The organism is Salinirubellus salinus, from assembly GCF_025231485.1.
GTDB classification, from domain to species: Archaea; Halobacteriota; Halobacteria; order Halobacteriales; family Haloarculaceae; genus Salinirubellus; species Salinirubellus salinus.
Window position 1 is genome coordinate 272,208 of the sequence record NZ_CP104003.1, and the last position, 25,328, is coordinate 297,535.

The 25,328-nt window shown below is 71.6% G+C and carries 31 protein-coding genes; 11 read left to right on the forward strand and 20 right to left on the reverse strand.

Annotation, left to right across the window (positions count from 1 at the left end):
• Positions 1-11 precede the first annotated feature (11 nt).
• The 3 genes from N0B31_RS01490 to dcd all read right to left on the reverse strand — a co-directional run bounded on the left by N0B31_RS01490 (position 12) and on the right by dcd (position 2,405).
• Positions 12-734: a class I SAM-dependent methyltransferase gene (locus tag N0B31_RS01490; protein ID WP_260594016.1), complete on the reverse strand. Its 723-nt coding sequence runs from the start codon at positions 732-734 to the stop codon at positions 12-14.
• The gene (locus N0B31_RS01495; protein WP_260594017.1) at positions 731-1,642 is read right to left on the reverse strand and encodes a thiamine-phosphate synthase family protein; all 912 of its coding nucleotides are present in this window, start codon (positions 1,640-1,642) and stop codon (positions 731-733) included. The genes N0B31_RS01490 and N0B31_RS01495 overlap by 4 nt, the downstream gene beginning before the upstream one ends.
• Positions 1,643-1,817: 175 nt before the next feature.
• Positions 1,818-2,405: a dCTP deaminase gene (dcd, locus tag N0B31_RS01500; RefSeq protein WP_260594018.1), complete on the reverse strand. Its 588-nt coding sequence runs from the start codon at positions 2,403-2,405 to the stop codon at positions 1,818-1,820.
• Between the two features lie 95 nt (positions 2,406-2,500).
• On the opposite strand from dcd, the gene N0B31_RS01505 reads away from it, so the two are divergent.
• A complete protein-coding gene (locus N0B31_RS01505) occupies positions 2,501-3,433 on the forward strand; it encodes a VOC family protein (RefSeq protein ID WP_260594019.1) in 933 nt (310 codons plus the stop codon).
• On the opposite strand, the gene N0B31_RS01510 is transcribed toward N0B31_RS01505, so the two are convergent.
• Entirely contained in the window at positions 3,434-3,691 is a 258-nt protein-coding gene (locus N0B31_RS01510) for a DUF8151 family protein (protein WP_260594020.1), read from the reverse strand.
• Between the two features lie 84 nt (positions 3,692-3,775).
• Here N0B31_RS01510 and N0B31_RS01515 point away from each other — a divergent pair, with 84 nt between their 5' ends.
• Entirely contained in the window at positions 3,776-4,006 is a 231-nt protein-coding gene (locus N0B31_RS01515; protein WP_260594021.1) for a DUF7860 family protein, read from the forward strand.
• Positions 4,007-4,057: 51 nt separating this feature from the next.
• Positions 4,058-4,402, forward strand: a complete 345-nt coding sequence (gene pth2 / locus N0B31_RS01520; RefSeq protein ID WP_260594022.1) for a peptidyl-tRNA hydrolase Pth2 — start codon at positions 4,058-4,060, stop codon at positions 4,400-4,402.
• Positions 4,403-4,408: 6 nt separating this feature from the next.
• Here the strand turns inward: pth2 and N0B31_RS01525 are convergent, their stop codons facing one another.
• The 3 genes from N0B31_RS01525 to N0B31_RS01535 all read right to left on the reverse strand — a co-directional run bounded on the left by N0B31_RS01525 (position 4,409) and on the right by N0B31_RS01535 (position 7,014).
• Positions 4,409-4,861: an NUDIX domain-containing protein gene (locus N0B31_RS01525; RefSeq protein WP_260594023.1), complete on the reverse strand. Its 453-nt coding sequence runs from the start codon at positions 4,859-4,861 to the stop codon at positions 4,409-4,411.
• A gap of 130 nt (positions 4,862-4,991) precedes the next feature.
• Complete coding sequence (locus N0B31_RS01530; RefSeq protein WP_260594024.1) at positions 4,992-5,834, reverse strand: ion transporter; 843 nt, start codon at positions 5,832-5,834, stop codon at positions 4,992-4,994.
• A gap of 76 nt (positions 5,835-5,910) precedes the next feature.
• A complete protein-coding gene (locus N0B31_RS01535; RefSeq protein ID WP_260594025.1) occupies positions 5,911-7,014 on the reverse strand; it encodes an NADH:flavin oxidoreductase/NADH oxidase in 1,104 nt (367 codons plus the stop codon).
• A 225-nt stretch (positions 7,015-7,239) separates the two neighbouring features.
• Between N0B31_RS01535 and N0B31_RS01540 the strand changes: the two genes are divergently transcribed.
• Positions 7,240-8,472 carry a trans-sulfuration enzyme family protein gene (locus N0B31_RS01540; protein ID WP_260594026.1) on the forward strand — a complete coding sequence of 411 codons (1,233 nt, stop codon included), beginning with the start codon at positions 7,240-7,242 and terminating at the stop codon, positions 8,470-8,472.
• Between the two features lie 28 nt (positions 8,473-8,500).
• Here the strand turns inward: N0B31_RS01540 and N0B31_RS01545 are convergent, their stop codons facing one another.
• From N0B31_RS01545 to N0B31_RS01600, 12 genes are all read right to left on the reverse strand, one after another.
• Positions 8,501-9,394, reverse strand: a complete 894-nt coding sequence (locus tag N0B31_RS01545; protein WP_260594027.1) for a CPBP family intramembrane glutamic endopeptidase — start codon at positions 9,392-9,394, stop codon at positions 8,501-8,503.
• Between the two features lie 79 nt (positions 9,395-9,473).
• Positions 9,474-9,980 (reverse strand): Lrp/AsnC family transcriptional regulator, encoded by a 507-nt coding sequence (locus N0B31_RS01550; protein ID WP_260594028.1) that lies wholly within the window; start codon positions 9,978-9,980, stop codon positions 9,474-9,476.
• 73 nt (positions 9,981-10,053) lie between these two features.
• Entirely contained in the window at positions 10,054-10,488 is a 435-nt protein-coding gene (locus N0B31_RS01555; protein WP_260594029.1) for a DUF7522 family protein, read from the reverse strand.
• Positions 10,489-10,506: 18 nt separating this feature from the next.
• The gene (locus tag N0B31_RS01560; protein ID WP_260594030.1) at positions 10,507-12,192 is read right to left on the reverse strand and encodes a proton-conducting transporter transmembrane domain-containing protein; all 1,686 of its coding nucleotides are present in this window, start codon (positions 12,190-12,192) and stop codon (positions 10,507-10,509) included.
• The gene (locus tag N0B31_RS01565) at positions 12,189-13,814 is read right to left on the reverse strand and encodes a complex I subunit 5 family protein (RefSeq protein WP_260594031.1); all 1,626 of its coding nucleotides are present in this window, start codon (positions 13,812-13,814) and stop codon (positions 12,189-12,191) included. The genes N0B31_RS01560 and N0B31_RS01565 overlap by 4 nt, the downstream gene beginning before the upstream one ends.
• Positions 13,811-15,289, reverse strand: a complete 1,479-nt coding sequence (locus N0B31_RS01570; RefSeq protein ID WP_260594032.1) for a proton-conducting transporter transmembrane domain-containing protein — start codon at positions 15,287-15,289, stop codon at positions 13,811-13,813. The genes N0B31_RS01565 and N0B31_RS01570 overlap by 4 nt, the downstream gene beginning before the upstream one ends.
• Positions 15,286-15,684 (reverse strand): cation:proton antiporter subunit C, encoded by a 399-nt coding sequence (locus tag N0B31_RS01575; RefSeq protein WP_260594033.1) that lies wholly within the window; start codon positions 15,682-15,684, stop codon positions 15,286-15,288. Before N0B31_RS01575 ends, N0B31_RS01570 begins: the two co-directional genes overlap by 4 nt.
• Positions 15,677-16,162, reverse strand: coding sequence for an MnhB domain-containing protein (locus N0B31_RS01580; RefSeq protein WP_260594034.1), 486 nt, complete (start codon positions 16,160-16,162; stop codon positions 15,677-15,679). Before N0B31_RS01580 ends, N0B31_RS01575 begins: the two co-directional genes overlap by 8 nt.
• Positions 16,159-16,710: a DUF4040 domain-containing protein gene (locus N0B31_RS01585; RefSeq protein ID WP_260594035.1), complete on the reverse strand. Its 552-nt coding sequence runs from the start codon at positions 16,708-16,710 to the stop codon at positions 16,159-16,161. The genes N0B31_RS01580 and N0B31_RS01585 overlap by 4 nt, the downstream gene beginning before the upstream one ends.
• Complete coding sequence (mnhG, locus tag N0B31_RS01590; RefSeq protein WP_260594036.1) at positions 16,707-17,090, reverse strand: monovalent cation/H(+) antiporter subunit G; 384 nt, start codon at positions 17,088-17,090, stop codon at positions 16,707-16,709. The genes N0B31_RS01585 and mnhG overlap by 4 nt, the downstream gene beginning before the upstream one ends.
• A complete protein-coding gene (locus tag N0B31_RS01595) occupies positions 17,087-17,374 on the reverse strand; it encodes a cation:proton antiporter (RefSeq protein WP_260594037.1) in 288 nt (95 codons plus the stop codon). The genes mnhG and N0B31_RS01595 overlap by 4 nt, the downstream gene beginning before the upstream one ends.
• Entirely contained in the window at positions 17,371-18,345 is a 975-nt protein-coding gene (locus N0B31_RS01600; protein WP_260594038.1) for a Na+/H+ antiporter subunit E, read from the reverse strand. Before N0B31_RS01600 ends, N0B31_RS01595 begins: the two co-directional genes overlap by 4 nt.
• 143 nt (positions 18,346-18,488) lie before the next feature.
• Here N0B31_RS01600 and N0B31_RS01605 point away from each other — a divergent pair, with 143 nt between their 5' ends.
• From N0B31_RS01605 to N0B31_RS01630, 6 genes are all read left to right on the forward strand, one after another.
• Complete coding sequence (locus N0B31_RS01605) at positions 18,489-19,064, forward strand: NAD-binding protein (RefSeq protein WP_260594039.1); 576 nt, start codon at positions 18,489-18,491, stop codon at positions 19,062-19,064.
• 84 nt (positions 19,065-19,148) lie between these two features.
• Positions 19,149-20,498 carry a tRNA pseudouridine(13) synthase TruD gene (gene truD, locus N0B31_RS01610; RefSeq protein ID WP_260594040.1) on the forward strand — a complete coding sequence of 450 codons (1,350 nt, stop codon included), beginning with the start codon at positions 19,149-19,151 and terminating at the stop codon, positions 20,496-20,498.
• A 309-nt stretch (positions 20,499-20,807) separates the two neighbouring features.
• Complete coding sequence (locus N0B31_RS01615) at positions 20,808-21,935, forward strand: sulfite exporter TauE/SafE family protein (protein WP_260594041.1); 1,128 nt, start codon at positions 20,808-20,810, stop codon at positions 21,933-21,935.
• A 2-nt stretch (positions 21,936-21,937) separates the two neighbouring features.
• The gene (locus N0B31_RS01620; RefSeq protein WP_368389260.1) at positions 21,938-22,384 is read left to right on the forward strand and encodes a universal stress protein; all 447 of its coding nucleotides are present in this window, start codon (positions 21,938-21,940) and stop codon (positions 22,382-22,384) included.
• 97 nt (positions 22,385-22,481) lie between these two features.
• Entirely contained in the window at positions 22,482-23,156 is a 675-nt protein-coding gene (locus N0B31_RS01625; protein WP_260594043.1) for a hypothetical protein, read from the forward strand.
• Between the two features lie 130 nt (positions 23,157-23,286).
• Positions 23,287-24,015, forward strand: a complete 729-nt coding sequence (locus N0B31_RS01630; protein WP_260594044.1) for a DUF2103 domain-containing protein — start codon at positions 23,287-23,289, stop codon at positions 24,013-24,015.
• 6 nt (positions 24,016-24,021) lie between these two features.
• Here the strand turns inward: N0B31_RS01630 and N0B31_RS01635 are convergent, their stop codons facing one another.
• Complete coding sequence (locus N0B31_RS01635) at positions 24,022-24,615, reverse strand: hypothetical protein (protein ID WP_260594045.1); 594 nt, start codon at positions 24,613-24,615, stop codon at positions 24,022-24,024.
• A gap of 127 nt (positions 24,616-24,742) precedes the next feature.
• On the opposite strand from N0B31_RS01635, the gene N0B31_RS01640 reads away from it, so the two are divergent.
• Positions 24,743-25,306 carry a GMP synthase subunit A gene (locus tag N0B31_RS01640; RefSeq protein WP_260594046.1) on the forward strand — a complete coding sequence of 188 codons (564 nt, stop codon included), beginning with the start codon at positions 24,743-24,745 and terminating at the stop codon, positions 25,304-25,306.
• Positions 25,307-25,328: the final 22 nt, after the last annotated feature.

The window sequence follows — 25,328 nt, forward strand, 5'->3', positions numbered from 1 at the left end:
CCCTGGCGTGGTCACTCCCCGGCGACGCGCCCGGAGAGCAGGCCACAGAACCCGAGCGCGAACGTCTCGAACGTCCGGTCACGGGTCCGCGCGACCAGTGCCTCCCGGCCGGCGTCGACACGCGTGGCGAGGACGTCCTCGGCGGCCGCACCCGGCAAGAACCCCCGGAGCACGTCGGCGGGACCGGCAGCGGGTGCGCTGGCGGCGGTGAACGCGCGGAACGGCGGGTTCAGCAGGCGGCCGACGGGGTGGCCCGAGGCCGAGAGGTCCATCAGGGCGATACGACCGTCTCCGCCCACGAGGTGACACCACGCCGTGACGACGGCGGCCGGGTCGCGGAACATCCCGGTCACGAAGGTGCCGAGGACGGCGTCGACGTCGCCGGTGGCGACGGGCGGGTGGGTGGCGTCCCCGCGGGCGAGCGACACCTGCGGCAGGTTCGCGGTCCGATCGCGGGCGACGGCCAGCAGTTCGGGAGTGAGGTCGACACCGAGGACGTGTCCCTCCGGGCCGACCCGGTCGGCGAGGTGCGGGAGGTTCGCACCGGACCCACACCCCATCTCGACCACGTGGTCGCCCGGTGAGAGCGCCAGCGAGTCGGCCGCCGCCGCGCGCCACCGGGCGACCCCCGGGAGCGTCGCGATAGCGTCGTAGAGTGCGGCGTACCGGCCGTAGAACCCGGCGACGGCCACCGCGCCCGCCGTCGCCGTCGTGCCGTCCCCACTCGCGGTCACGGCTTCGGCTCCTCACTCGCCAGTCCCCGGACGGCCTCCGCGGCGGCGACGGCGTCTTCGGCGAGGACGTAGACGATGGGCTCGACGCCGAACCCTCCGGTGTGGTACAGCACCGTGACCGTGGGGTTCGACTCGATGGCCTCGCCGACGGCCGTCTCCACGTTCACCTCGGCGTCGAACTCCACGGTCACGTGACGCTCGGCCAGCGCCGCCACGATGGCCGGGTCGTACCGGACGTTGACGGCCGCCCGCGCGTCGCTCCCGGCGCGGCGCGCGGCCAGCAGGACGCCCGCGACGTGCTCGCTGACGCCGAACTCCGGGTCCGAGGGGACCGTCGCGCGCCCCTTGACGTCGAGGATGCGGCCCGGGACGGCGGCCACGTCGGTGATACCCTCGGCGTCGGGGAGCGCCTCGACGAGGTTCGACCCGACCGCGGGGATGAGCGCGGCGAACCCGCTCGTCGTCTCCAGCATCCGCAGGCCCTGCCGGACCGAGGCGAGGACGCGCGCGGCGGTCCGCGGTTCCGAGTCCGGGTCGTGGATGGCGAAGTCGCCCTCGTAGGCGGCCAGCGGCGGGAACGACTCCTCGTGGAGCCGCGCGAGCAGGTCGCCGTGCTCGAGTTGCCGGACGAGTACCTCCGCCTCGGCGAGCGCCTGCACGGGCGACATGGACCCCTCGGCGAGGCCCTCCCCGAGCCGGGCGACGAGTCGCTCGACGCGCTCGTCGGCTGCCACGGCCTCGTTCACGTCGACCTCGCCCTGCGCGTACTTCGAGACGGCACTCTGGCTGATGCCGAGCAGGTCCGCCACCTCCGTCTGGGTCAGCCCTCGTCCGCGCAGGTCGGCGGCCAGCATCGACCGGAACGTGGGGAGGAACTCGTCGACGACCACCTCCTCGACGAAGCGCACGTCAGGCCACCTCCTGTCGGTGGGGTCCCGTCACCCTCGGTGGCCTCCGAGCTCTCCCTCGGTCTCGGCGAGGCGCCTCGCCCTCGCCGGGTGGCTCGGGCGACTCACTGGTCGCCTCCGAACTCTACTCCGCTCTCGGCGAGGCGCCTCGCCCTCGCCGGGTGGCTCGGGCGACTCACTGGTCGCCTCCGAACTCGCTGTCCCCACCGATGCGCGACGCCTGCGGCCCCGTCTGGTCCTGGTACTTCGACCCGCGCTTGCTCCCGTAGGGACGCTCGGCGGCCGTCTTGAGTTCCGTGAACAGTACCTGCGAGATCCGCATCCCCGGCGAGAGCGCGACGGGGGCGGCGCCGAGGTTCGAGAGTTCGAGCGTGATCTGGCCGCGGTAGCCGGGGTCGACGATGCCCGCGGTGGCGTGGATGACGATGGCGAGCCGGCCGAGCGACGAGCGTCCCTGGACGTGCGCGATGAGGTCGGCGGGGATCTCCACCCGCTCCATCGTCGTCCCGAGCACGAAGTCTCCGGGGTGGAGGATGAACTCGCCGCCCTCGTCGACGACCGTCTCGGTGACGTAGTCGTCCACCTCGCGCTCGCTGTTCGGGTGGATGCAGGGGATGTTGGTCCGGCGGAACTCGAGGAACTCGCGGCCGAGACGGAGGTCGACGCTCGCCGGCTGGACCTGCAGGTCGGGGTCGGCCAGCGGTTCGATGACGAGGTCACCCTCGCTCAGTCGCCCGAGGATGTCCGTGTCCGAGAGTATCATTGGCGGGGAAGGGAGCGACGCGGGGAAAAGCGTTCAGGTAGCGCGCGGCCAGCGGTGCCGGAGCGGCTTTCACCGTACGGGGACTATCCGGTGGCGTGCTCACGGACACGCCCGGTCTCCACCACGTCACGGGTATCGTCGGCGACGCCCAGCAGGCCGTCGCGTTCTACGCCGGGACGCTCGGCCTGCGGCTCGCCCAGCAGACGGTCAACTTCGAGGACCTGCTGCAGCACCACCTCTACTTCACCGACGCGGCAGGCGAGCCGGGGTCGGTGGTGACCGTCTTCCCGGACCCGTACGCCGACGACGGTCGGGTCGGCCGGCCGCAACCGGAGCGGACGGCGCTCGCGGTGCCCGAAGGGTCGCTGGCGGCGTGGCGCGAGCGCCTTGTCGAGCAAGGTGTCGACGCGACTCCGGTCGAGCGACTCGGCGGCGACGAGCGCGCGCTCCAGTTCACCGACCCGGTCGGGACCCGTCTCGAACTCGTCGCGAGCGACGCGCCGGGTGATCCGCACACGGCCCGGGTCGACGCTTCGATGGCTGTCCGGGGGCTCCACGGCGTCACGCTGCAGTCCGGGAACCCCTACGCCACGGCCTCGGTGCTGGAGACGCTCGGCTACGAGTACGAGGTCGAGACGGTCGAACGGGTCCGCTACCGCGCCGGCGGCGAGCGGGCGACGGTGGTGGACGTCCTGCTCGGTGACGCCGAGGGTGGCCGCGAGGGACCGGGGACCTACCACCACCTCGCCGTGCGCGTGCCCGAGGAGGAGGCGCTCTACGAGTGGCGCGACCTGTTCGTCGAGCGCGGCTACGAGTGCTCGCGGGTGAAAGACCGGCACTACTTCCACTCGCTGTACGTCCGCGAACCGGGCGGCATCCTGTTCGAGCTGGCGACCGAGACCGGCGGTATCGCGGCCGGCGCGGGCGACGCGACGGCGCTCTCGCTCCCCGAGTGGTTCGAGTCCGAGCGGGAACTGGTCGAGAGTCAGCTGCCGGTGCTGTCGGTGCCGTCGGTCGAGCGGTCGTGACTACGCCGTCCCGTCGAGGTCAGCGAGCAGGCGGTGCAGGCGGGGCGCGACCTGGTCGGTGGCGAGGAGGTAAGCGAACGCGAACGGGACGAGCCCCATCACGCCCGCCCAGAGCGCCACGGTCGTGTCTCCGGTCCCCACCGTCGACAGCGTGAACCACTCGATGTAGAGCCCCCCGAGCGAGAGGAGGGCGGTCCCGACGCTCAGGACGGCCAGTTCGACGAGTTCCGGCAGGAGTGCCAGCAGGTCGGCGCGCATACCCGTTCACGGCCACCCTCGCTCCTGTAGTTTGCGATTCCGTCGGGACGAAAAGGCTATAATCGCGCGGGAGGCCTCGCTGATATGGCCGGTCGATACGGGTCGCTCGACTACCCCAAACTGACGAAACGTGGGTTCCTGCTGGGACTCGGACTGTTCATCTTCGGCGTGACGGCGGAGTTCGCCATCGGCGTGCTCGGCCTGCAGGTCCCGGCGTGGGAGGAGGTGCTCCTGCTCGACGCCATCGGACTCGGCATCGTCGTCGCCCTGTTCTCGGTTCTCGTCTTCGGTATCGTCCTGCCGCTCACGGAGTGAGTCTCGACCGGCGATGGCCACACATTTGCCCGCCGGCCCCACACGCCCGGTATGAGTTACAAACAGGCCATCGTCGCCCGGACCGACATCGGCATGGGTGAGGGGAAACTAGCCGCACAGGTCGCCCACGCGGCGCTCTCGGCCTACGAGGACGCCGACGACCGGACGCGCAAGGCGTGGAAGGGGGGCGGGCAGAAGAAGATCGTCCTGCAAGCGTCGGGAGAGCAGGAACTGTTCCGCCTCGCGGACGTGGCCGAACGCGAGGGGCTGCCGAACGCCATCGTCCGCGACGCGGGCCACACGCAACTCGACCCCGGCACGGTCACCTGTCTCGCGGTCGGTCCCGGCCCGGAGGAACTCGTCGACGAGGTGACCGGCGACCTCTCGCTGTACTGAGCCGGCTCAGGTGTCCCCGCCGCGGCTCGCCTCTACCCGGTCGAGGTACTCGACGAGGTAGCCGGGCGCGTCGGGGTCGTCCCGGATCGCGTCCGGCGTGCGCCACGCCACGGCGGCCACCTCCTCCGGCGCCGCGCGGTGTGCCTCTCCGCCCGCGTAGGCACAGCGTGTGACGACGTTGAGACACGGCGTGCCGGTGTCGGACTCGAAGGCCCGACTGCAGACGTACTCGACGGTCCCGACCTCGACGCCCACCTCCTCGTGCACCTCACGCGCGGCCGTGGCCGCTATCGGGTCGTCCGTGCCCGGTCCAGACTCCACCTTCCCACCGGGAAAGGCCAGCGCGCCGGCGGCGTGACGCTCGTCCGCGCCGCGCCTGACGACGAGGTACTCGTCGCCACGGACGACGGCGGCGTCGACGTTCACGACGTAACCGTGCTCGTGGTCGGTCGCCTCCATGTCGACCGGGAATCTCGGCGCTCCCTGAAAGCGATGACGGAGGGCTGTGGCCCACTGTCTCGAACGAATCGCTCGTTCGTCGACCGGCGGTCGCGAGCGGGCCTCGTCCAGTGGGGTTCGACCCACGACGTTACTCCCGTTCCCGCGAGTCGTACTCGTGGTAGATGACGTGTCCACAGGACTTGCAGTGCGAGGCGTCCGGGTCGTGGTACTGGAGGCCACACTGGGGGCACGTCACGTCGATCTTGTCGGTGGTCCACTCCTTGAGGATGCGAGAGGCCTGCCGCGGGACGAGGATGACCGCGGCGAGGATGGCCGCGACCGTGACCCACCGGCCGGCCCGCGTGACGGGCGTGACGTCGCCGAACCCGACCGTCGTGAGCGTGACGACGGTGTAGTAGAACGCGTCCCCGAAGTTGTTCACCGCCGGGTTCGCGTCGACCTCGGCGCTGTAGAACAGGCCGGCAGAGACGAACAGGAGGACGAACACCATCGTCAGGAGTTTCGTCCCGCGGAGCGCCTCCTCGCTGATGGTCCCGAAGAAGAACTTCGCGTCGCGCGTGAACCGGTAGAACCGCAATACACGGACGACTCGCAGCGCCCGGAGGAACGCGAGGTCGACCACGACGCCGGCCGGGAGGACGAACACGAGCAGGGCCGGGAGGATGGCGAGCAGGTCGACGACCGTGTAGGGGTCGGTGGCCTCCGCGAGCCGGTTCTCGGCGCCGTAGAGCCGGAGCAGGTACTCGACGAGGAACACCAGCGCGATGACGACGTCGAGGCGGGCGAGCACCGTCGCCGTGGCGGCCGAGACGGAGTACGTCTCCGCGACGAACAGGCCGACGAACACGAGGTTCAGCGCGAGGAGCGCGATGTCGATGGCCTTGCCCACGACCGTCTCGTGGTCGAGGAGGTAGAACCGGACCTGCTCGCGTGGCCCAGCGCCGGGTGGGAGGGCCGCCTCACCTGCCATACGGAGTCGCAGTCGCCCGGGTCGCATAACTCCGGCGTCGGTCAGTGACGGCCGGCGACGGGGCTCGAGGCTCGGGCTACTCCGGCCGCGGGAACGCCCGAGCGTACTGTGGGGGCACGTCCACCTTCCCCATCTTCCCGAGTTCCTTCGCCGCCGTCAGCGTGAAGTAGGGGTCGCGCAGGTGCTCGCGGGCGAGGATGGACACGTCGGCTCGGCCGTTCAGTACCACCTCGTTCGCGCCCTCCGGCGTCGTGATACCGCCGACCGCCCCGACCGCCAGTGAGTCGCCGTACTCCTCCTTCACGGCCTCGGCGTAGGGTGTCTGGTAGTGTGGACCGAGGTGCGGGATCTGCTGGTCGGGGTGGATACCGCCCGCCGAGACGTCGATCAGGTCCGCGCCGTCGTCCGCGAGGTCGCCCGCCAGCCGGACCGTGTCGGAGACGGTCCAGCCACCCTGTTCGTCCATCCAGTCGGTCGCGGAGAGGCGGACGAAGACGGGCTTGCCGTCGGGCCACACCTCCCGCACCGTGCGCGTGACCTCCCGGATCAGCCGCGTGCGTCCCTCGTAGTCCCCACCCCACTCGTCGTCGCGGGTGTTCGAGATGGGCGAGTAGAACTCGTGGAGGAGGTAGCCGTGGGCGCCGTGGACCTCGGCGACGTCGAAGCCGGCGTCGAGGGCGCGTTCGGCCGCGGCCCGGAAGTCGTCGACGACCTGTTGGATGCCCCCCTCGTCCAGCCGCTCGACGTCGAGCGGTTCGTCGGAGGGGTACGGGGTCTCCGTCGGCCCGACGGGGGTCCAGCCGTGGTCCTCGTGGACCGGGCCGGACGCCTCGGCGAACGGGCGGTAGGTCGAGGCCTTGCGGCCAGCGTGGGCGAGCTGGATGGCCGAGGTGGCGCCGTGGGCGTTCACCCGCTCGACGACGGGCGCGAGCGCCTCGCCCTGTTCGTCGTTCCAGATGCCGAGGTCCTGTGGGGAGATGCGGCCATCCGGCGAGACGGCCGTCGCCTCGGTCATCACGACGCCGGCGCCGCCGACGGCGCGGGAGACGAGGTGCTGGTGGTGCCAGTCGGTGGCGACGCCGTCCATCGCCTCGCAGGAGTACTGACACATCGGGGAGACCATCACGCGGTTGCGTAGCTCGGTCTCTCGCAGTTCGAGCGGGTCGAAGAGGTCTGGCATGGCCGGCATTCGTGCGGGGTCGGTAAGACCACGGCGACGACGGCGTGATTCACCGGTAGGAGTGCCCCGACACCCCGCGCTGTGCGAGCGAGGCCCCCGCGTCGCCCAGTTCTGCCGACGACCCGACAGTACGTGCGACGCGTGATAACCCGCGTTCATGGGCGAGCGGTCCCATAATTACGGACTTACGGCAACTTACTTCACCGGATACGGCCTCCGGCCGGTATGGACGACCGGACCCGACGGTTCGAGACTGTGGCGGTGTCCGAGGGCGAGCATCCCGACGGCGACGGCGTCGGTGACGTGGTGAGTCCCATCCACCTCGCGTCGACGTTCGCGCTGCCGGGGCTGGACACGTCGATGCGACTGGAGGACGTGGACCCCGCGGCCGGCGAGTTCCTCTACTCGCGGCTGAACAACCCGACGCGTCACGCCCTCGAGAAGCGCCTCGCGGCGCTCGAGGGCGGCGAGTTCGGGTTCGCGTTCGCCTCCGGGACCGCGGCCATCTCCACCCTGTTCCTCGCCGTGCTGGAACCGGGCGACCACGTCGTCGCGTTCGACGACCTCTACGCCGGCACCCGGCGGATGCTCGAGGTGCTGTTCCGCGACCGACTCCGGGTCGACATCTCGTTCGTCGACGCCACCGAGGTCGAGAACGTGACCGACGCGCTCCGCCCCGAGACGCGACTGGTCTGGATGGAGACGCCGACGAACCCGACGATGAAACTCTGTGACGTGCGGGCCATCGCCGAGTCGCTCGACGAGGACACCGTCCTCGGCGTCGACAACACGTTCGCCAGTCCCTACTTCCAGCGGCCGCTCGAACTCGGCGCCGACGTCGTGGCCCACTCCACGACGAAGTACCTCAACGGCCACTCCGACTCGGTGGGCGGGGCGCTCGTCACGGACGACGAGGCGGTCGCCGAGTCGGTCCAGTTCCTCCAGCAGGTCGGTCTCGGCAACCAGGTGGCGCCGTTCGACGCCTACATGATCATGCGCGGAACGAAGACGCTCCCCGCCCGGATGCGGACTCACGAGGCGAACGCGACGGTCATCGCGGAGTACCTCGCCGACCACGACCTCGTCACGGCCGTCCACTACCCCGGGCTGGAGAGCCACCCACAACACGACCTCGCCGCGGCGCAGATGGACGGGTTCGGCGGGATGATCAGTTTCGAACTCGCCGGCGAGATGGCTGACGCGAAGGCGTTCCTCGAGGGGCTGGAGCAGTTCACGCTCGCGGTGAGTCTCGGCGGCGTCGAGTCGCTCGTCGAACTCCCCGCCGCGATGACGCACGAGCCCATCCCGCGCGAGGAGCGACTCGCGAGCGGTGTCACCGACACGCTCGTCCGCATCTCGGTCGGTATCGAGCACGTCGAGGACCTCGTCGCGGACCTGGAACGCGGGTTCGAGGCGATGACCGCGGCGGCCGACGCACCGCTCGTCGCCGAGGACTGAGTGGGACCGACCGAGACCGTCGGTCGGGTCAGTCGTCCGCGGGCGTCGACGCGACGCCGCCACGACGCTGTCTCGCCCGGAGCGTCGCCGCCCCGAACGCGAGGACGAGGACGGCGGCCAGCACGACGTCGAAGCCGGTGATGAGTGACGCCGAGAGCGGGCTCCCGGTCTGTGCGGGGTGGAGCGACACCAGCGGTCCCCAGAAGTTGTAGCCAGCGTGCAGCATCGTCGCGGCGAGGACGCTCCCGCCCGTGTTGTTGAACAGCCACGTGTAGACGACGGCGCTGGCGACGATGGAGACCCCCCACAGCGGCAGGGGGAACGCCGCGTTCTGGCTCTCCGGGAGGAACACGAGGGGGACGTGCCACGCGAACCAGACCACCCCGAGGAGGAGGCTCGCGGAGAGCGCTCCCATCCGGGTCTGGAGGGCGGGGAGCAGGTAGCCCCGCCACCCGGCCTCCTCGCCGAAGGAGATAGCGACGACGACGAGGGCGGTGATGGGGGCGACTAACACCACGGTCCACCCGGCGTCGAGGAACGTCCGCGCCCGCTCGGCGAGGACGAACTCCCCGCCGAGTGCGAGGAACGCGCCGTAGAGCAGGGCGACCGAGAGCGGCGGCAGGAGGAGGTTGACCGCCCACCAGCGGGTGGGGAACCGGCCGTCGGTCAGGCCGGCGAAGAACCAGCGGACACCGTCGGGACCGTCGGTGCGCGCCCGGAGTACGAGGGCGGCGATAGCGGGGCTGAACACGCCCACGATGGCGAGTTCACCGGGCACGCTCGCGTTCACCCAGCCGCGATCGGTGGCGACGACCGGCCCGTACGCCGCCAGCGCGATGACGAAGGTCAGGAGGACGAACGCGACGGCGTGGCCGGGCACCCGCTCCCCGGAGGGGGTGCCGACGCTCGGGCGGAGACGCATGCCCACCCTGTCCCTGCCGCCGAGTTAAACCTTCACCGAGCGGACGGCGAACGCTCGGACGGGCGGCCGGACGGGGCGCTCACTGCGCGTCGGCCCGCTTCTCGCGCTCCGATTCGGCCGTCCCGTCCCCGCCGAACCCGGCGAAGGGGTTGAACTGCTCGCCGCGGATGAGCTGCTCGTCCGAGACGTCGAGGCCGAGTTCCGTCAGTTCGCGGGCGATGCGGGTCAGGTCGTCGTCGTCCTCGGCGACGACGGAGACGAGGAGGTTGTTCGCGCCGGCGGCGATCTCCCGGATCGACACCACGCCCGCGACCTCCAGCGCGCGGTCGGCCTGTCGCTCCCGCTCGGTCACCGGGGCGGAACAGACGATCTGGACGCGGAGCTGGTAGCCGGCCCGGCCGTAGTCGACCTCCGCCCGGTAGCCACTGATGATGCCCTTCTCCTCCAGACGGGCGATGCGCTTGCGGACCGTGCTCGCGGAGACGTCGCGTCGCTCGGCGATCTCCTTCGAGGAGGCGTGTCGCGCGTCTCGTTGGAGGGTGAACAGGATGTGCCGGTCGAGGTCGTCGAGCCCCTTCAGCGTCATGTCGACCAACTGCGGCGGTCGGGGAGATGAGCCTTGCCGTCGGGAGCGCGCCGTCGCGCCCCCTCGACCGCCGTCACTCGTCCTCCGCCTCGCCGTAGAGCGCCTCGAGACACTCGTCGACGAACTCGGGAAGCGTCACCGGGATACCGGCGCGGAGTTTCACGACGACCCCCTCGCGGTCCGAGAGGTAGATGTGGACGGCCGTCGCGCGCTCGTGTTGCAGGACGAGACACTGGGCGTCGCCGAGGTGGGTGTACACCTCCTCGACGTACGGCCGGTTGAACAGCGCCACCGTACGGTGGATGACGACGTCGAGGTCGTGCGTGGTGAGCTCCGTCGTCAGGTCGTCGCGGATGTACTCCACGTTGTAGCTGTAGCGTTCGCTGTCGAAGCAGGCGACCCAGCGCAGGCCGTCGCCGTGTTCGTCCAGCAGGTGCGCGACGAGCGCCTGGTAGTCTGGGGTCTGTCCCTCGCTGCGAGTCCAGTTGCGGATGATGTCGATTGGCATGGTTCTGTGTGTGGTGTGTCAGCCGAGTAGTGCGACCAGCAGGGTCAGGCCGAGGCCTGCCGCGACGACGAGCATCGCGGTGCCGATGGCCGACTCCGCCGGGCCGTCGGTGGAGCGTGCGAGCAGTCGGTCGCCGAGCGACCGGGCGAACACGCCGGCCGTCTTCGCGACGGTTCCGGCCGTGCCCGCGACTGCCCGCGAGGCGCCGTCGGCGAGGCGGAACGCCGCCGGGTGGAGCACCCGGTCGACGTCGCGGTCCGGAATCCGCGAGAGCGGCCCGCGGAGCGCGACGAAGCCGAGCACGCCGACGGCGGTGACGGCGGCCGCCTTGGTCAGTTCGCTCGTGGCGTACGGTTCGAAGCCGGCCGTGTCGCCCGGCATCGCGCCGAACAGGAGGTCCGGTGCGAGGCCGAAGACGACGCTCGGAACGGCGGCGACGACGAGGACGGCCGACAGCGCGGGACGCGACGGCCGCACCTCGAACGGCGCCGGGACCGCCCGGACGAACGCGTAGTAGCCGAACTTCGCGAACGAGAGGACGGTACCGACACCGCCGAGGACGAGCAGCCACCAGAGCACCTCCAGACCGGTCTTGTCGACGGCCTTGATGACGAGGCCCTTGCTGACGAACCCGGAGAAGCCGGGGACGCCGCTGATGGCGAGCGCCGCGACGAGGAACGCGGCGAACGTGAGCGGCATCCGACGGCCGAGACCGCCCAGCTCCTTCAGCGACCCCGTGCCGACCCGGTAGACGAACGCGCCGGCCACCATGAACAGCAGGCCCTTGTAGAGGACGTGCGTCGAGAGGTGGGCCACGGCGCCGGCCGTGCCGACGGCGGTGCCGATGCCGACGGCGGCGACCATGTACCCCACCTGCGAGACGATGTGGTACGAGAGGAGCCGCCGGGTGTCGGTCTGGAGGATGGCCATCCAGACGGCGTACACCACCGTCACGCCGCCGACGTAGGCGACGACGAGGTTCCCCTCGGGGATGAGGCGGGCGAGCGCGTAGACGGCCACCTTCGTCGTGAACCCGGCGAGGACGACGCTCGCGGCGACGTGTGGCCGGGGGTAGGTGTCGGGCACCCAGTAGTGCAGGCCGACGAACCCGAGGTTGATGCCGACGCCGAGCACGCCCAGCGCGGTGGGCAGGCCGGCCGTGAACCCGCCGGTGATGGCGAACGTGCCCTGCGCGGTGAAGTGCAGCGCCACGGCCGCCACGAGCAGGGCACCGGCTATCAGGTGGTAGACGGCGTAGCGGTACGCCGGGCGCACGGCGTCGCCGCCGTGGACCCAGACGAGCACCGTCGCCGTGACGGCCATCGTCTCCCACGCGACGAGCAGGGTGAGCCAGTCGCCCGCCAGCACGGCTGCCATCGAGGCGCCCATGTACGCCGCGGCCCACGCACCGGTCTTCCGGTCGGCGTCGGTGGCGTAGGCGTACGCCAGCCCGAGCGCGGCGACGAAGCCGAACACCGCCGTCACCGGGCGGGTCAGCCCGTCGACCCGGAGCAGGGTCTGCTCGAAGCCGAGCGGGGTGACGACGAGGCTGGTGCCCGCGGGCGCGAGCAGGACCCACGGCACCGTCAGCGCCGACAGGGCGACGGCGACGGCGTAGCCGAGGGTGCGGGGCAGGACCGCCAGCGCGCCCGCGGCGACGAGGAGCGCGACCCACATCGGGATGACCACGAGGAGGTCGCTCATCCGAACACCTCCGCCACGGCCGTCGTGGCGAGGTCCCAGAACGGCATCGCGGTCGGGACGACGCCGAAGGCGACGGCCATCGCGGCCGTGAACAGCACCGGGACGAGCAGCGCGGCCGCGGCCTCGCGGCCGAGCGGCAGACGCTCCCAGCCGGTGGTCTCGGCCGCCACGTCCGCCGAGGAGTCCCCGCCGCCGTTGCGCGACGGGTCGACCTGCTCCGGGGCCGGCGGCGGCACCTGTGCGACGCCCCCGTCCGGCGCGGCGTGCGGCGGTGCGAACGCGTGGCGACTCGCGGGCGTCGAGCGGTCACGCACGCCGAAGAACGCCGCGTAGACGATGGGCCAGAAGTACAGCAACTTCAGCACGCCCGCGACGAGGAACGCGGCGACGAACGCCGGGTGGACGCTCTCGGCCGCTCCGAGGACGAGGTGGAACTTGCTGACGAAGCCGGCGATCAGCGGGAACCCGACGAGACCGGCGGCTGTGACGGCGAACGCCACCATCGTCAGCGGGAGTCGCTTGCCGATGCCCGCGACGTCCGAGACGTACTTCTCGCCCGTCTCGACGTAGATGAGTCCCGCCCCGAAGAACAGGGTGATCTTCATGAACGCGTGGGCGACGACGTGCAACAGCGCGCCGAACATCGCCAGCGGCGTCAGCAGGGCCACGCCGAGCACGATGTACGAGAGCTGGCTGATGGTCGAGTACGCCAGCCCGGCCTTGAGGTTGTCCTGTCGGAGGCCGACGAGCGCGGCGAACACCATCGTCACGGCGGCGGCCACGGCGAGCGGCAGGGCCATCCCGAGCGCCTCGGCCTGCTCCGGGCCGAAGACGTACAGCACGGACCGGGTGAGCGCGAACACGCCGCTCTTGACGACGGCGACCGCGTGGAGCAGGCCCGAGACGGGCGTGGGCGCGACCATCGCGGTCGGGAGCCACGCGTGGAGCGGCACGACGGCGGCCTTGACGCCGAAGCCGACGGCCAGCAGCGCGAACGCCGCCCGGCCGAGCGTCGGGTCGCTCGTCAGGCCCGCGATGCCGCCGGGGACGAACCCGAGCGTGCCGGCGACCGTCCCGACGAGCAGGATGCCACCGAACGCGAGCACGCCGCCGCCGAGCGTGTAGGCGAGGTAGGTCCGGCCGGCCGCGCGGGCCTCCTCGGACCCGGCGTGGACGACCAGCGGGTACGTCGCCAGCGTCAGCAGTTCGTAGAACACGAACAGCGTGAGCAGGTCGGCCGCCAGCGCGACGCCCATCGTGGCGGCGATGCTGGCGGCGAACGCGGCGAAGTAACGGGTCTGGTCGTGCTCACGCAGGCCCCGCATGTAGCCGATGCTGTAGACGCTCGTGGCGACCCAGAGCGTGCTCGCCAGCAGGGCGAACAGGAGGCCCGCCGCGTCCGCACGGAGCGCGAGGTCGAAGCCCGCGAACGAGGCGAGCGGCGTGACGTGCGTCTCGGGGGCGCGGACCAGCCACGCGACGACGGCGAGCGTGCCGAGGCCGGCGAGCAGGGTCCACGCCTCCCGGAGGTTCGGGCGGGCGCCCGAGGCGAGTATCAGGGGCAGGGCGAGCGCCGGCACCAGCACCGCCAGCAGCGGCACCAGCGAGACGACGTCGCTCACAGCCACCCCTCCACCACGGGGGCGAACCAGTCGGTCAGCACGCCGGCGCCGAGGCCGAGGGCCACGACGAGCGCGGCGCTGGCGACGACGAGCGAGAGCGCGAGGGTGTCGGGGCGGGCCGGGAGGCCGCCATCGGCGGCCACCGCCCCACCGTGGGCCGACTCACCCAGATACAGCCGCTCCACCAGCCGACCCGCGTAGGCCAGCGAGAGGAGCGTGCTCAGGACGACCACCGCAGCGACGGCCCACTGGCCCGTCTCGACGGCGCCGAGCGCGAGGAGCCACTTGCCGGCGAACCCCACCGTGGGCGGGAGACCGACGAGACTCACGGCGAGCGCGGCGACGGCGAACGCGCCCAGCGGGGTCCGGCCCGCGAGGCCCGCGTAGTCGGCCACCGAGCGGACGCCGTAGGCCCGGTCGAAGGTGCCCGCGGCGACGAACAGGCCACCCTTGGCGACGGCGTGGCCGACCAGCGTCACCAGCGCCCCCGTGAGCGCGGTGGGCGAGGCGAGGCCGACGCCGAGCGCGACCAGCCCGAACTGCGACACGGACGAGTAGGCGAGCAGGCGCCGGACGTCCGTCGCACGGAGCGCGAGGACGCCACCGGCGACGACGCTCGCGGCCGCGGCGGCCAGCAGGACCGTCCGCACGGTGGGGACGGCCTCGAAGAACGCCGCACCGTAGACGCCGTAGGTGACGCGGACGAGCGCGTAGGCCGCGACGGTGGAGCCGAGCGCGGCGAGCGCGGCCGCCACGGCTGGCGGGGCCGCGCTGTACGCGTCCGGCTTCCAGGTGTGCAGCGGGAACAGCGCCAGTTTGACGGCGAGTCCCACCGCGAGCAGGGCGAACGAGGCGACGACGAGCGTCGAGTCGTGGCCCGCGGCGGCCAGCGCGGGGCCGAGGTCGGCCATCGCCAGCGTGCCCGTGGCGACGAAGGCGTAGCCGACCCCGAGCAGGTAGAGCGTCGCGCCCACCGTGCCCGCCAGCAGGTACTTGAGCGCCGCGAGCGCGGCGTCCGTCCCGCGTGCGTGCGCGACGAGTGCGTACGCCGCCAGTCCCGAGATCTCGAGGAAGACGTAGAGGTTGAACAGGTCGGCCGTGACGACCACGCCCGTCAGGCCCGCGACGAGCAGGAGCCAGAGGCTCCCGTACGGGCCGTCGTGGGTCGAGCGGTCGCTCAGGAACGCGCCGAGGGCACCCACCGCGACCAGCAGGGCGAGCGCCGCGCTCAGGCGGTCGGCCAGCAGGCCGATGCCGAACGCGGCGGGGATGCCCCCGACGACGTACGAGAGCGGGCCGTCCGTGGCGACGACTGCGAGGACCAGCCCCGCGAGCGCCACCTGCCCGGCGAGGACGAGCGCCGTCCCGAACTGAGCGGCCCCGGGCCAGCGCCGGGCCAGTACGAGCGGGCCGACGGCCGCCAGCAGGGGCCACGCGACGAGCAGCGGCAGGAGGTCGGCAGCGTCGAGCGTCACCGGGACACCTCCTCGCCCGCGGCCTCACGGGCCGCCTCCGCACGGAGGTCCCGGATGACGTCCTCGCGGAGCGTGCCGTAGGTCTCGTAGAGCCGCACCACGAGCGCCAGCGCCACCGCCGTCACGCTCACGCCGACGACGATGGCCGTCAGGATGAGCACGTGCGGCAGGGGGTTGACGAAGGGGCCGGCCTCCGTCACGAGCGGCGCGCGGCCGTCCACGCGGTAGGCACTCGTGATGAAGAAGAGGAAGACCCCGGTCTGGAAGATGTTGAGGCCGACGACCTTCTTCACGAGGTTCTCGTCGTCGATCAGGACGAACAGGCCGACGCCGACGAGACACGCGTAGACGACGTGGGCGAACCAGCCATCGAGCGCGAGGGGGAGTTCAGTCATCGCTCCGCACCTCCTCGGCCGTCCGGACGCCCGACCCGTCGGCAAGCGGTTCGGCGTACCCGTCCGCGATGCGGACGAACAGCAGGACGACGACGGCGGCGACGGTCGCGCCGATGCCGATCTCGATGGCCTCGGTGCCGTAGACGGTCGCCTTCGGTATCGGGAGGACGTCGAGCTGCAGGAACGCGCCGCCGGCGAGCAGGCCGGCGACGGCCACCACGCCGAAGACGAGTGGCCCGGCGACGACGAGGCCGAGCAGCACCCGGCGGTCGAGCCACGCGGCGGTCTGGCGGATGCCGAGCGCGAACGCGAGCGTGACGACCATCGCGGCGGCGACGACGCCACCCTGGAACCCGCCGCCCACGGACTTCGTGCCGTGGAACAGCGTGAACAGCCCGTACGTGAGCACGAACGGCGCGAGCAGTCGGACCGTCGTCGTGACGACGGGGCTGTCCGTGTACGCGCGCGGAGCGCTCACGTCTCCACCTCTCGGCCCAGCACCGCGAGGGCGGCGACGGCTGCGGCGAAGACGACGGCCACCTCGCCGAACGTGTCGAACCCACGGTAGACGACGAGGACGGCCGTGACGGCGTTGTCGACGCCGCGCTCCGCGCTGTCGGTCAGGTAGTAGTCCGCGACCGGACCGAACGCGGGCGTGTCGGCCGCGCCGACGGCCGGGAGCGCCGGCACCGTCGCCAGCAGGGCCACGGTGACGACGCCCGCGACGAGCACGGAGCGGGGACGCACGGAGCGCAGGTCGACGAATCCGCCCGCCTCGGCCGGTCGCACGGTCCGGCTGATGGCGAGCAGGAACAGCGCCGTCGTGACGCCGGCGCCGACGGCGGCCTCGGTGAGCCCCACGTCGGGCGCGCGGAAGAGGACCCACAGTCCGGCGAGGCCGAGGCTGTAGGCCGCGAAGACGACGACGGCGGTGAGCACGTCGCGGACGAGCGCGGTCAGCACCGCGACGACGAGGACGAACCCGAGCAGCGTCGTCGCCAGCAGCGCCTCGAACGGGAGGCTCACCGCTCGGGCACCTCCTCGTCGCCGCTCCCGTCGGCACGCAGGTCGGGCCGCTCGCGGACCCACGGCTCGATACCGCTGTCGGCGGCGGCCCGCGCGACGGCGTGGGCGGCGGTCGGCCCGGTGACGAGGACGAACAGCGCGAGCAGTCCCAGTTTGACCGCCTCGCTCGGGCCGAAGGCGATGGCCGCCGCGGCCAGCGCGAGCAGGGCGCCGAGCGTCTCACTCTTCGAGGCCGCGTGCGACCGGGTATAGACGTCCGGCAGGCGGTAGAACCCCACCGCCGCCGTGAGCGCGAAGAACGCGCTCGCCACGAGCAGGACGACCAGCACCACGGTGCCGGGGGTGAGGGTCACCCCTCCGAGGACGGCCACCTGACTCACAGCACACCTCCGCGCTCGATGGTGAACTTCGAGAGGCCCACGCTGAGCAGGAAGTTCAGGAGCGCGTAGACGAGCGCCACGTCGAGGAAGCCCGGCTCACCGAGCGCCGCGCCCACGAGCGCGATGACCACGACGGCGGTGGTGCCGACGACGTTGACCGCCACCACGCGGTCGGGCGTGGTGGGCCCGACGACGACCCGACCCAGCAGGGTCAGACCGATCAGGGCGAGGGCCGCGGCCGTCGCCAGCAGCGCGTCGGCGACGAACGGGGCGGGGGCACTCATCCGGTCTCACCCCCGACCGGGACGGTCGGGGTCGGGGCCGGTTCGCCGGTGACGAACGCGACCGCGCGGGCGAGGCCACCGGCCTCGAGTTCCGCGCGCGTCTCGGCCGTCAGCGCGTGGACGACCAGTTCGTCGTCCACGACGTCGACGGTCAGGGTTCCGGGCGTGAGTGTGATGCTGTTCGCCAGCAGTGCGCGGGCGACCCGGCCCTCAGGCGCGGGCACCCGGACCACGGACGGGTCGATGGGGAGCCGCGGGTGGAGGACGACGACGGCCATCGCGAGGTTCGCGCGCACGATGGCGTAGAGCAGGTACGGGAGGAACAGGACCGCCCGCGCGACCCGGCCGAGGCTCGCGGGCGTCGGCGTCGACTCGAGGACGACCCGCGAGAGGAGCGCGGCGACCACCGCGGCCGCCAGCACGCCCGTCGCGAGGTCGAACGGGTCCGTCGGGTCACCGAGTGCGAGGTAGAACGCGAACGAGACGCCGAACGTCGCTGCCAGCCGACCGGGGCTGCGCTCGAACGCCAGCGGAGGTCTGAGTACGCGGCGCTCGACCGGTGCGCGTTCGACGGTGACCGAGTCCGCCCGCTCTCGGGTGGCGAGCGCCTCGCTCACGGCCGCGGGGGTGAACTCCTCGAACGCGGGCGAGAGCAGGAGTCGGGTCGGGGTCTCGGGGAGCGCGCCGACGAGCGCCTCCAGCCGCGCCTCCGGGTCGGTGCCCGGCGTCGGGTGGAGGACGGTCTCGACGGTCAGGCGGCCCAGCGACTCGCGGCCGACGATGGCCTCGACGCGTTCGGCCAGGGTGGCCGCGGTCGGCCGCGGGAGGGTGTCGCCCCCCCGCCCGACGGGGACGACGAACCGCGCGGTGACGGTGGTCTCCTGCGCCGCGTCGCGGCCCTCGCGGACCGCGTATCGCACGTAGTCACGCAGTCGGCCCCGCTCGCCGACGACCACCACGAGGTCACTCACGCCGTGCCTCCGGGGCGGCCGTGGGCCGCCCTCGCCCGTCCGAACTCGCTAATCATTACCAGTTCGGTAAAGGATGCCTCGTATATTTACTGTTCCGGTCATTTTTTAGGAACTCTTATGTTTCGACGGGACCGAATCGGGGTATGGCGACAGACCGACGGGGACCGAGTGGCGTGTCGCTGGACGGACCGGAGTCGGGGCCGGACCGCGAGACGGCGGCGTCGGCGGGGTCGGCAGACCGATCCACGAGGCGCCGCGTGTCACCGGGCGTCGTCACGACGGGCCGACGGCCCCCGCCGACCGACCGCGTCCTCGTGGTCGGTGGGGGACAGGTCGGGCGTCGACTGGCCGAGGGACTGGCCCGCGAGGCGCGCGTCCACCACCTCGACGACGACCCGGCCGCGGTGCGGGACCCGGTCGACTACGAGGCCTCCCACGTGCCCGACCTGACGGTCCCGGAGGCGCTCGGCGCGACCGGCGTCGGCCCCGAACACACCGCCGTGGTGGTCACGGGCGACGACGGACAGAACCTGCTCGTCGTCCAGCACCTCCGTGGACAGCTGGGACTCCGGCACGTCGTGGTGGTGCCGGCGGACCCGCGGAACCGGTCGGTGTTCGAGCTACCGGGCGTGGCGGTGCTCTGCGGCGGCACGGTGCTGGCGGACGCGCTCGCTCGCGGCGTCGGCGTCGTCGACTCGCACCCACCCGGACCGCCCTGAGGCACTCCCGGCGAACCCACAGCCACTTGCCGGCCCGTGTGGAACCGCGGGTATGGACAGCGAGACGCCCGTGGAGGTGCCCTGATGCGCGAGGCCGGCGCCCTCGAACGCGAGATGGGGATGTGCTGGTACGTGAGCGACGCCGACGGCACCGGTGGGCGCCTGCGCGCCTCGCCCGAGGACTTCCAGGTGACCGAACTCGAGCGGTTCGGCGCGGACGTCCAGCCGCCGGACGCCGACCGGGGGAGTTACCCGGAACTCGTCTTCCGGGCCACGCTTCGCGGCTGGGACACCAACGACTTCGCCGACTCGCTCTCGAAGCGACTCGGCATCTCTCGCGAGCGGGTCTCGTGGGCGGGGACGAAGGACAAGCGTGCGGTGACGACGCAACTGTTCTCCGTGCGCGACGTGGCGGCCGCGGACCTGCCGGCGGTCAGGGACGCCGAACTGGAGGTGCTCGGACGCGCCGGCCGGCCGCTGCTGTTCGGTGACCTCGCGGGCAACCGCTTCGAGATAACCGTCCGCGACCCGGACCACCCCCAGAACGGCGACGCCATCGCGCGGTCCCTGCGTGCGTTCGCCGACGGCGACCCGGACGACCCGGCGGCCCCCGCCGGCGTCCCGAACTACTTCGGTCACCAGCGGTTCGGCTCGCGCCGGGCCATCACGCACCGGACGGGGCTCGACATCGTCCGCGGGAACTGGGAGGACGCGGTGCTGACCTACGTGACCACGACGGCCGAGTTCGAGCCCGAGGACACCCGCGCGGCCCGCGAGTGGGTCGCCGAGACACACGACTGGGAGGGCGCCATCGACCGACTACCCCGGAAGCTCCGGTACGAGCGGTCGATGGTCCACTCGCTCGCGGAGACTGGTGGCGAACGCCCCGCGCACTTCCGCGAGGCGCTGGAGACGCTCCCCACGAACCTCCAGCGACTGCTCGTGAACGCCGCCCAGTCGTACGTGTTCAATCTGATCCTCTCCGAGCGCCTCGAGCGGGGTCTCCCGTTCCACGAGGCAGTCGAGGGCGACGTGGTGTGTTTCGCCGACGCCGACACCCCCGAGGGACTCGCCTTGCCGGACACCGACCGCCTGCAGGCCGCGAGCGGGAAGCGACTGGCGACAGTGAACCGTCATTGCGCGCGTGGCCGCGCGTTCGTCACCGCGCCGCTGGTCGGGACCGAGACCGAGTTCGCCGACGGCGAACCGGGCGAGATCGCCCGCGAGGTGCTCGCGGACCTCGACCTCTCTCGCGAGTCGTTCGACCTGCCCGGCGAGTTCCACTCGACGGGGACGCGGCGGGCGATACTGCTCCGGACGAATCTGACGGTCGCGCTGGACCCGCTGACGTTCTCGTTCGCGCTGCCGAAGGGGTCGTACGCGACGGTGGTGCTCCGGGAGTTCCTGAAGAGCCACCCGGCGGACCTGACCTGACCTGACCCGGCTTGACCGGTTCCGCCCGGACTTCCTCCGTCCTGCCCTGCAAGCGCGCGCCCCGACCTCGTAAGACAGGTGTCTGACACGACACTCGTCGCCACTGTGGACCACTCGGTGTCCTCTCGTCCCGTCGAGTGACCCTGCGTTCCGACGGGCCGAATCTGTGCCCATTTATGATACTGGTGGCAGCGATTGCCGGAATGGATTCGGTGGTTGTGGGCCTCTAACACGGCGAATTCGGCACTTCGGAGGGTTCGGGAACACAAGACTATTAATGCCCCCACTCCTCGGAGCGAGTATCCGTCAATGAGCGACGCCTCTGGCGCCGACCGCATTCAACGGACGTTCCTGAAGTACCAGCACATCTTCGTGTTCCTGGCACCACTCCTGTTCGTAACGGGGGTGTACCTCGGGGCGCCACTTCCCGCCGAGACGAGTGGTGGCGCGGACTACTGGCTGCGGTGGTGGTGGCTGTTCCCGTTCTTCCTGCTCGGGGCGACCATCGTGAACACCGTGGGCATCAGTGGCTCCGCCCTGTTCGTCCCGTACCTCATCTTCGTGTTCCCGTGGCTGGCGACGCTGCTGGCCCCGGACGCGCTGGTGTCGGCGAACCTCGAGCCCGAGACCATCGTGAAGATCGGCCTCATCAGCGAGTCGTTCGGCCTCTCCAGCTCCGCGCTGGCGTTCATCCAGTACGGGCTGGTCGACCGGAAGCTCGCGCTCTCGCTGGTCGGCGGGGCCATCCCGTTCGTCGTGGGCGGGGCGCTGCTCTCGTTCGTCATCCCGGCGCCGGTGTTCCGGTTCCTGCTCGGGGTGGCGCTCATCGCCGCCGCGTTCCTGCTGTTCCGGGTCGACCTCGACCACGAGGGGCCCGAGGAGAGCGACGCGAGTGGCGAGGACGGCAAGGCCGTCTCCGCGGACGGCGGGACGCTCCCGGACGACGACGACAAGCTCGGCCCGGCCGGCGTCGACACCGACGGCGACGGCAAGGTGACTCGCGTCGACCGCGACGGCAACGACTACCACTACACGCGCGGGGGCTGGCTCGAACGGTTCGGGAACTACTCCATCGGCGGCGTGTTCCAGGGGCTGGCCGGCTTCGGTATCGGCGAACTCGGCATCATCTCGATGCTCCGGACCGAGGTTCCGGTCCGCATCGCCATCGGGACGAACCACATCGTCGTCGCGCTGACGGCGGTGCTCGCCTCGCTCGTCCACGTCTTCGGCGGCGGCCTGGTCGGCGGCCACGCCATCGACCTGGCCTCGACGCCGTGGAACATGGTCGTCTGGACGGTGCCGGCGACCGTGACGGGCGGACAGATCGCCCCGTACGTCGCCTCCCGACTCGACACGGAGCTCCTGAAGAAGGGCGTCGGCGTGCTGTTCACCATCATCGCGCTCGCCCTGTTCGGCATCGTCGTGGGGGTCGCCTGATGGTGTACGACGACGTCCTGCTCCCGACCGACGGGAGTCCGAGTAGCCACGCCGCGGCGGACCACGTCGCCGACCTCGCCCTCGACCAGGGCGCGACGGTCCACGTGCTGTCGGTCGCGGACACGCGCAACCGCTTCGAGAGTCCCTCCGCCGGCCTCGCGCCGGACGTCTGGGACGAGGCCGAGTCCGACCGCGCCCGCGAGGCCGCCGAGGCCACCGTGGACCGCCTCCCGGACGAGGTGGACACCGAGATCCACGTCGACGCCGGGGTGCCTCGGACGGTCATCCTCGAGGCCGTCGAGGACCTCCCGGTCGACCTCGTCGTGATGGGGACCCACGGTCGCACGGGCCTGGACCACTACCTCATCGGGAGCGTCGCCGAGCGCGTCGTGCGGACCTCGCCGGTGCCGGTGCTCACGCTGCGCGCGAGCGACGAGGACGGGGCCTGACCGCGCCGTCACTGCCGCCACCGGCCGTCCAGCGGTCCGTTCTCGCCAGACGGGAATCTTCTAGACTGGCTTTCAGGTCACCCGCCGTATCCCCGCTATGGACACGAGTACGAGCGGTGGCGACGCCCCGACGGGGACGGCCCCCTCGACGCTCTGGAGTCGGCTCTCGGCAGTGGTCAACCACGAGAACGTCCTCGTCCGGTTCGTCGCCTCGTGGGTAGTGTTCACGACGCTGTTCGTCGCCGCGTGGTACGTCGGCTACTACCTCCTGCCCGAGGGCGTCCTCCGGGGTGCCGCAGGGGTCGGCGCGCGCACGCCCTACCTCGGGAACGTCCGCGCGGAGTTCCTCAGCATCCTCGGATTCAACCTCCTGTTCGCGCTCGTCCTCGTGGGTGCGAACACGTTCCGGTCGGTGGAGACGCCGCTCGGCCACCTCGTCCTCCTCGTGACGTTCGTACAGGGCGGCCTCGTCTGGGGGTCGAACTCGCTGGTGATACAGGCGGGCCGGCTCGAACCATCGCTCGCGGTGGCGCTCGGCCGGAGCGGCCTCTACGAACTCACCGCGTTCGTCGCCATCGCGGTGGCCACGCGCGGCGTGATGCTCTGGCACCAGCGGTCCGGCCCGCGCTGGCGCGAGGAGTTCGAGCGGGTCCGCTCCGTTCGGGACTGGCACGTCTCGCTCGGGGAGTGGGTGATGCTGCTGGCGGGACTCGTGCTCCTCGCGGGCGCGAACTACGTCGAGGCGGTCCGCGTCGCTGCGGTCGGCGGGTGAGCCGTTCGACCGGTAGGACCACTGGGTCGGGGTCGGTCCCGCGGACGCGTCTCGAACCGTCCGTCCCGGCTGTCGCTGGCGGGACGATCGAACCGCCCTCCTTATCGGTCACGCGACCCGACCGTGGAGTATGGAGTGTCGGCGCTGTGCGAACTCGCTGGAGCGGCCGGGAGACTACTGTCTCCAGTGCGAGACGGCCAACGCCGACGCCGTCGTCCTCGACCTGACCCGCGAGCGGGCGACCGTCACCGCCCTCGACGACGAGGAGGTGGTCGGTCAGCGCGTGGTCACGACCCGCCCCGAGTCCTCGGAGCGGTGGGTCGGGACCGAGTTGCGCAACTACGCGGGCCAGATCACCGACGACGTCCACCGCAAGCGCCCCGAGGAGGTGTACGCCACCGGCGACCGCGAGGTGCTGAACGCGGTGCGCGCGCAACTGCACTACCCGCTCTACCGCGTGGGCGGGGACGGCGACCCCGTCGAGGCAGTCCTCGCACGCAAGGGGGACTCGCCGCTCGAGGTCGTCGAGAAGCCGGTCGCGGAGAAACTCGGTGGGTCACACTCGACCCTCATCGGGGACCGCGACGGCTACCAGGTGATACGCATCGCGGCCGAGCACCCGCACGTGAAGAAGGTCATCCCGGGGCCCATCGACGCCGGCGGTTCGGGGTCACGCTCCGGCGTGCGGGCGAAGGCCACCCGGGCGGACGGGACGGGCAACGTCCGGTTGCTCATCCGCGACGGCTCCAGCGTCCAGGAGAACCGCGTCGTGACGACGGCGCGCGACCGCGAGTCGGGCGAGTGGGTCCGCGAGGACATCAACGAGGCGCTGACCGAAGCGGGCTTCCGGGAGGAGTAGCGGGCGTCAGAGGAACGTCGCGGCCAGCACCACCGCCAGCCAGACCCCGCCGAGCACGTAGGGTGCCCGCCGGAAGTCCGTGAACGCGACGAGCACGAGCGGGACCACGTGACAGACGCCGAGCGCGACGAACACCGCCGGCGAGGTCCCCGTCCCGAACGTCGTGACCTCGAAGAAGGCGGCGGTGAGGTAGACGTTCCGGTCGTTCCCCTCGGTGGCGCGGGCGCTGGCGTAGTAGCCCACGAGGCCAGCGAGCGCCCACGCGTCGGGGAGCGTCCACGCCGGGAGCGGCCCGAACAGGACAGCGAGGGTGACGAGCGAGGCCAGCGCGTTCGCGGGACCCCAGACCAGCATCGGGCGGGAGAACCGCACCTCGTCGGGCGTCGCGAAGACGCCGACGCCGACCATCACGGCGACGAGGACGCCCCACAGCGCCACCGAGACGAGGACGGGGTCGGCGACGAGGTCGGGGCGGGCGGTGAGGAGTGCGGTCGCACCCCAGCCGACTGCGCCGACGAGGGCGCCGAGCGCGAGGAAGCGGTCGAGGTCGACACGCGCGAGGGTCGGCGGGGCGAGGCGGGCGAGGGAGGAGGGCGGCACGACTGACGGGACGGCCGCGCGGAAGAAAGGGCCGGCGATGCACGGCAGGACCGTCGAACGCCGGCCGGCGCTCGAGATTCCGGCCGTTTCAGGAGGCTTATACGGGGCTACGGAGTACGGAGTGACAATGACGCGTATCGTCGTGGTGGACAACCACGGGCAGTTCACCCACCTGGAGGGGCGCGCGCTCCGGGACCTCGGTATCGATTCGGACATCGTCGACAACGAGACGCCACCCTCGGAGGTGGAGGCCGATGGCTTCGTGCTCTCGGGCGGCCCGGACATGGACCGGGCCGGTCGGTCGGCGGAGTATCTGGAGACGGGCAAGCCGGTCCTCGGCATCTGTCTCGGGATGCAACTCATCGCCGAGGAGTTCGGCGGAACCGTCGGCTCGGGCGAGTACGGCGGCTACGCCGACGTGACCGTCCGTATCGAGGACCCGGACGACCCGCTCGTCGGGTCGCTCGCCCCCGAGACACGGGTCTGGGCGAGCCACGCCGACGAGGTGAAGGAACTCCCGGAGGGGTTCGTCCGGACCGGCACCAGCGACGTCTGTGGTATCGAGTCGATGAGCGACACCGATCGGAACCTCTACGGGGTCCAGTGGCACCCCGAGGTGGCCCACACCGAGGAGGGTGAGGCCGTCTTCGAGAACTTCCGTGACGTGTGTGAACAGGCGTCTGACGAGTAGTTAAGCGGACTCGTACGGAGGA

Excerpts from the sequence above, each read along its gene's own strand:
- N0B31_RS01630 (WP_260594044.1), top strand. The coding sequence starts at position 23,287 with ATGGAGTGTCGGCGCTGTGCGAACTCGCTGGAGCGGCCGGGAGACTAC.
- N0B31_RS01560 (WP_260594030.1), bottom strand. The coding sequence starts at position 12,192 with ATGAGCGACCTCCTCGTGGTCATCCCGATGTGGGTCGCGCTCCTCGTC.
- N0B31_RS01550 (WP_260594028.1), bottom strand. The coding sequence starts at position 9,980 with ATGACGCTGAAGGGGCTCGACGACCTCGACCGGCACATCCTGTTCACC.
- N0B31_RS01545 (WP_260594027.1), bottom strand. The coding sequence starts at position 9,394 with ATGCGTCTCCGCCCGAGCGTCGGCACCCCCTCCGGGGAGCGGGTGCCC.
- N0B31_RS01595 (WP_260594037.1), bottom strand. The coding sequence starts at position 17,374 with ATGAGTGCCCCCGCCCCGTTCGTCGCCGACGCGCTGCTGGCGACGGCC.
- N0B31_RS01605 (WP_260594039.1), top strand. The coding sequence starts at position 18,489 with ATGGCGACAGACCGACGGGGACCGAGTGGCGTGTCGCTGGACGGACCG.
- N0B31_RS01575 (WP_260594033.1), bottom strand. The coding sequence starts at position 15,684 with ATGACTGAACTCCCCCTCGCGCTCGATGGCTGGTTCGCCCACGTCGTC.
- N0B31_RS01625 (WP_260594043.1), top strand. The coding sequence starts at position 22,482 with ATGGACACGAGTACGAGCGGTGGCGACGCCCCGACGGGGACGGCCCCC.
- N0B31_RS01535 (WP_260594025.1), bottom strand. The coding sequence starts at position 7,014 with ATGCCAGACCTCTTCGACCCGCTCGAACTGCGAGAGACCGAGCTACGC.
- N0B31_RS01530 (WP_260594024.1), bottom strand. The coding sequence starts at position 5,834 with ATGGCAGGTGAGGCGGCCCTCCCACCCGGCGCTGGGCCACGCGAGCAG.
- N0B31_RS01640 (WP_260594046.1), top strand. The coding sequence starts at position 24,743 with ATGACGCGTATCGTCGTGGTGGACAACCACGGGCAGTTCACCCACCTG.
- N0B31_RS01515 (WP_260594021.1), top strand. The coding sequence starts at position 3,776 with ATGGCCGGTCGATACGGGTCGCTCGACTACCCCAAACTGACGAAACGT.
- N0B31_RS01510 (WP_260594020.1), bottom strand. The coding sequence starts at position 3,691 with ATGCGCGCCGACCTGCTGGCACTCCTGCCGGAACTCGTCGAACTGGCC.
- N0B31_RS01525 (WP_260594023.1), bottom strand. The coding sequence starts at position 4,861 with ATGGAGGCGACCGACCACGAGCACGGTTACGTCGTGAACGTCGACGCC.
- N0B31_RS01540 (WP_260594026.1), top strand. The coding sequence starts at position 7,240 with ATGGACGACCGGACCCGACGGTTCGAGACTGTGGCGGTGTCCGAGGGC.
- truD (WP_260594040.1), top strand. The coding sequence starts at position 19,149 with ATGCGCGAGGCCGGCGCCCTCGAACGCGAGATGGGGATGTGCTGGTAC.
- N0B31_RS01555 (WP_260594029.1), bottom strand. The coding sequence starts at position 10,488 with ATGCCAATCGACATCATCCGCAACTGGACTCGCAGCGAGGGACAGACC.
- N0B31_RS01615 (WP_260594041.1), top strand. The coding sequence starts at position 20,808 with ATGAGCGACGCCTCTGGCGCCGACCGCATTCAACGGACGTTCCTGAAG.
- pth2 (WP_260594022.1), top strand. The coding sequence starts at position 4,058 with ATGAGTTACAAACAGGCCATCGTCGCCCGGACCGACATCGGCATGGGT.
- dcd (WP_260594018.1), bottom strand. The coding sequence starts at position 2,405 with ATGATACTCTCGGACACGGACATCCTCGGGCGACTGAGCGAGGGTGAC.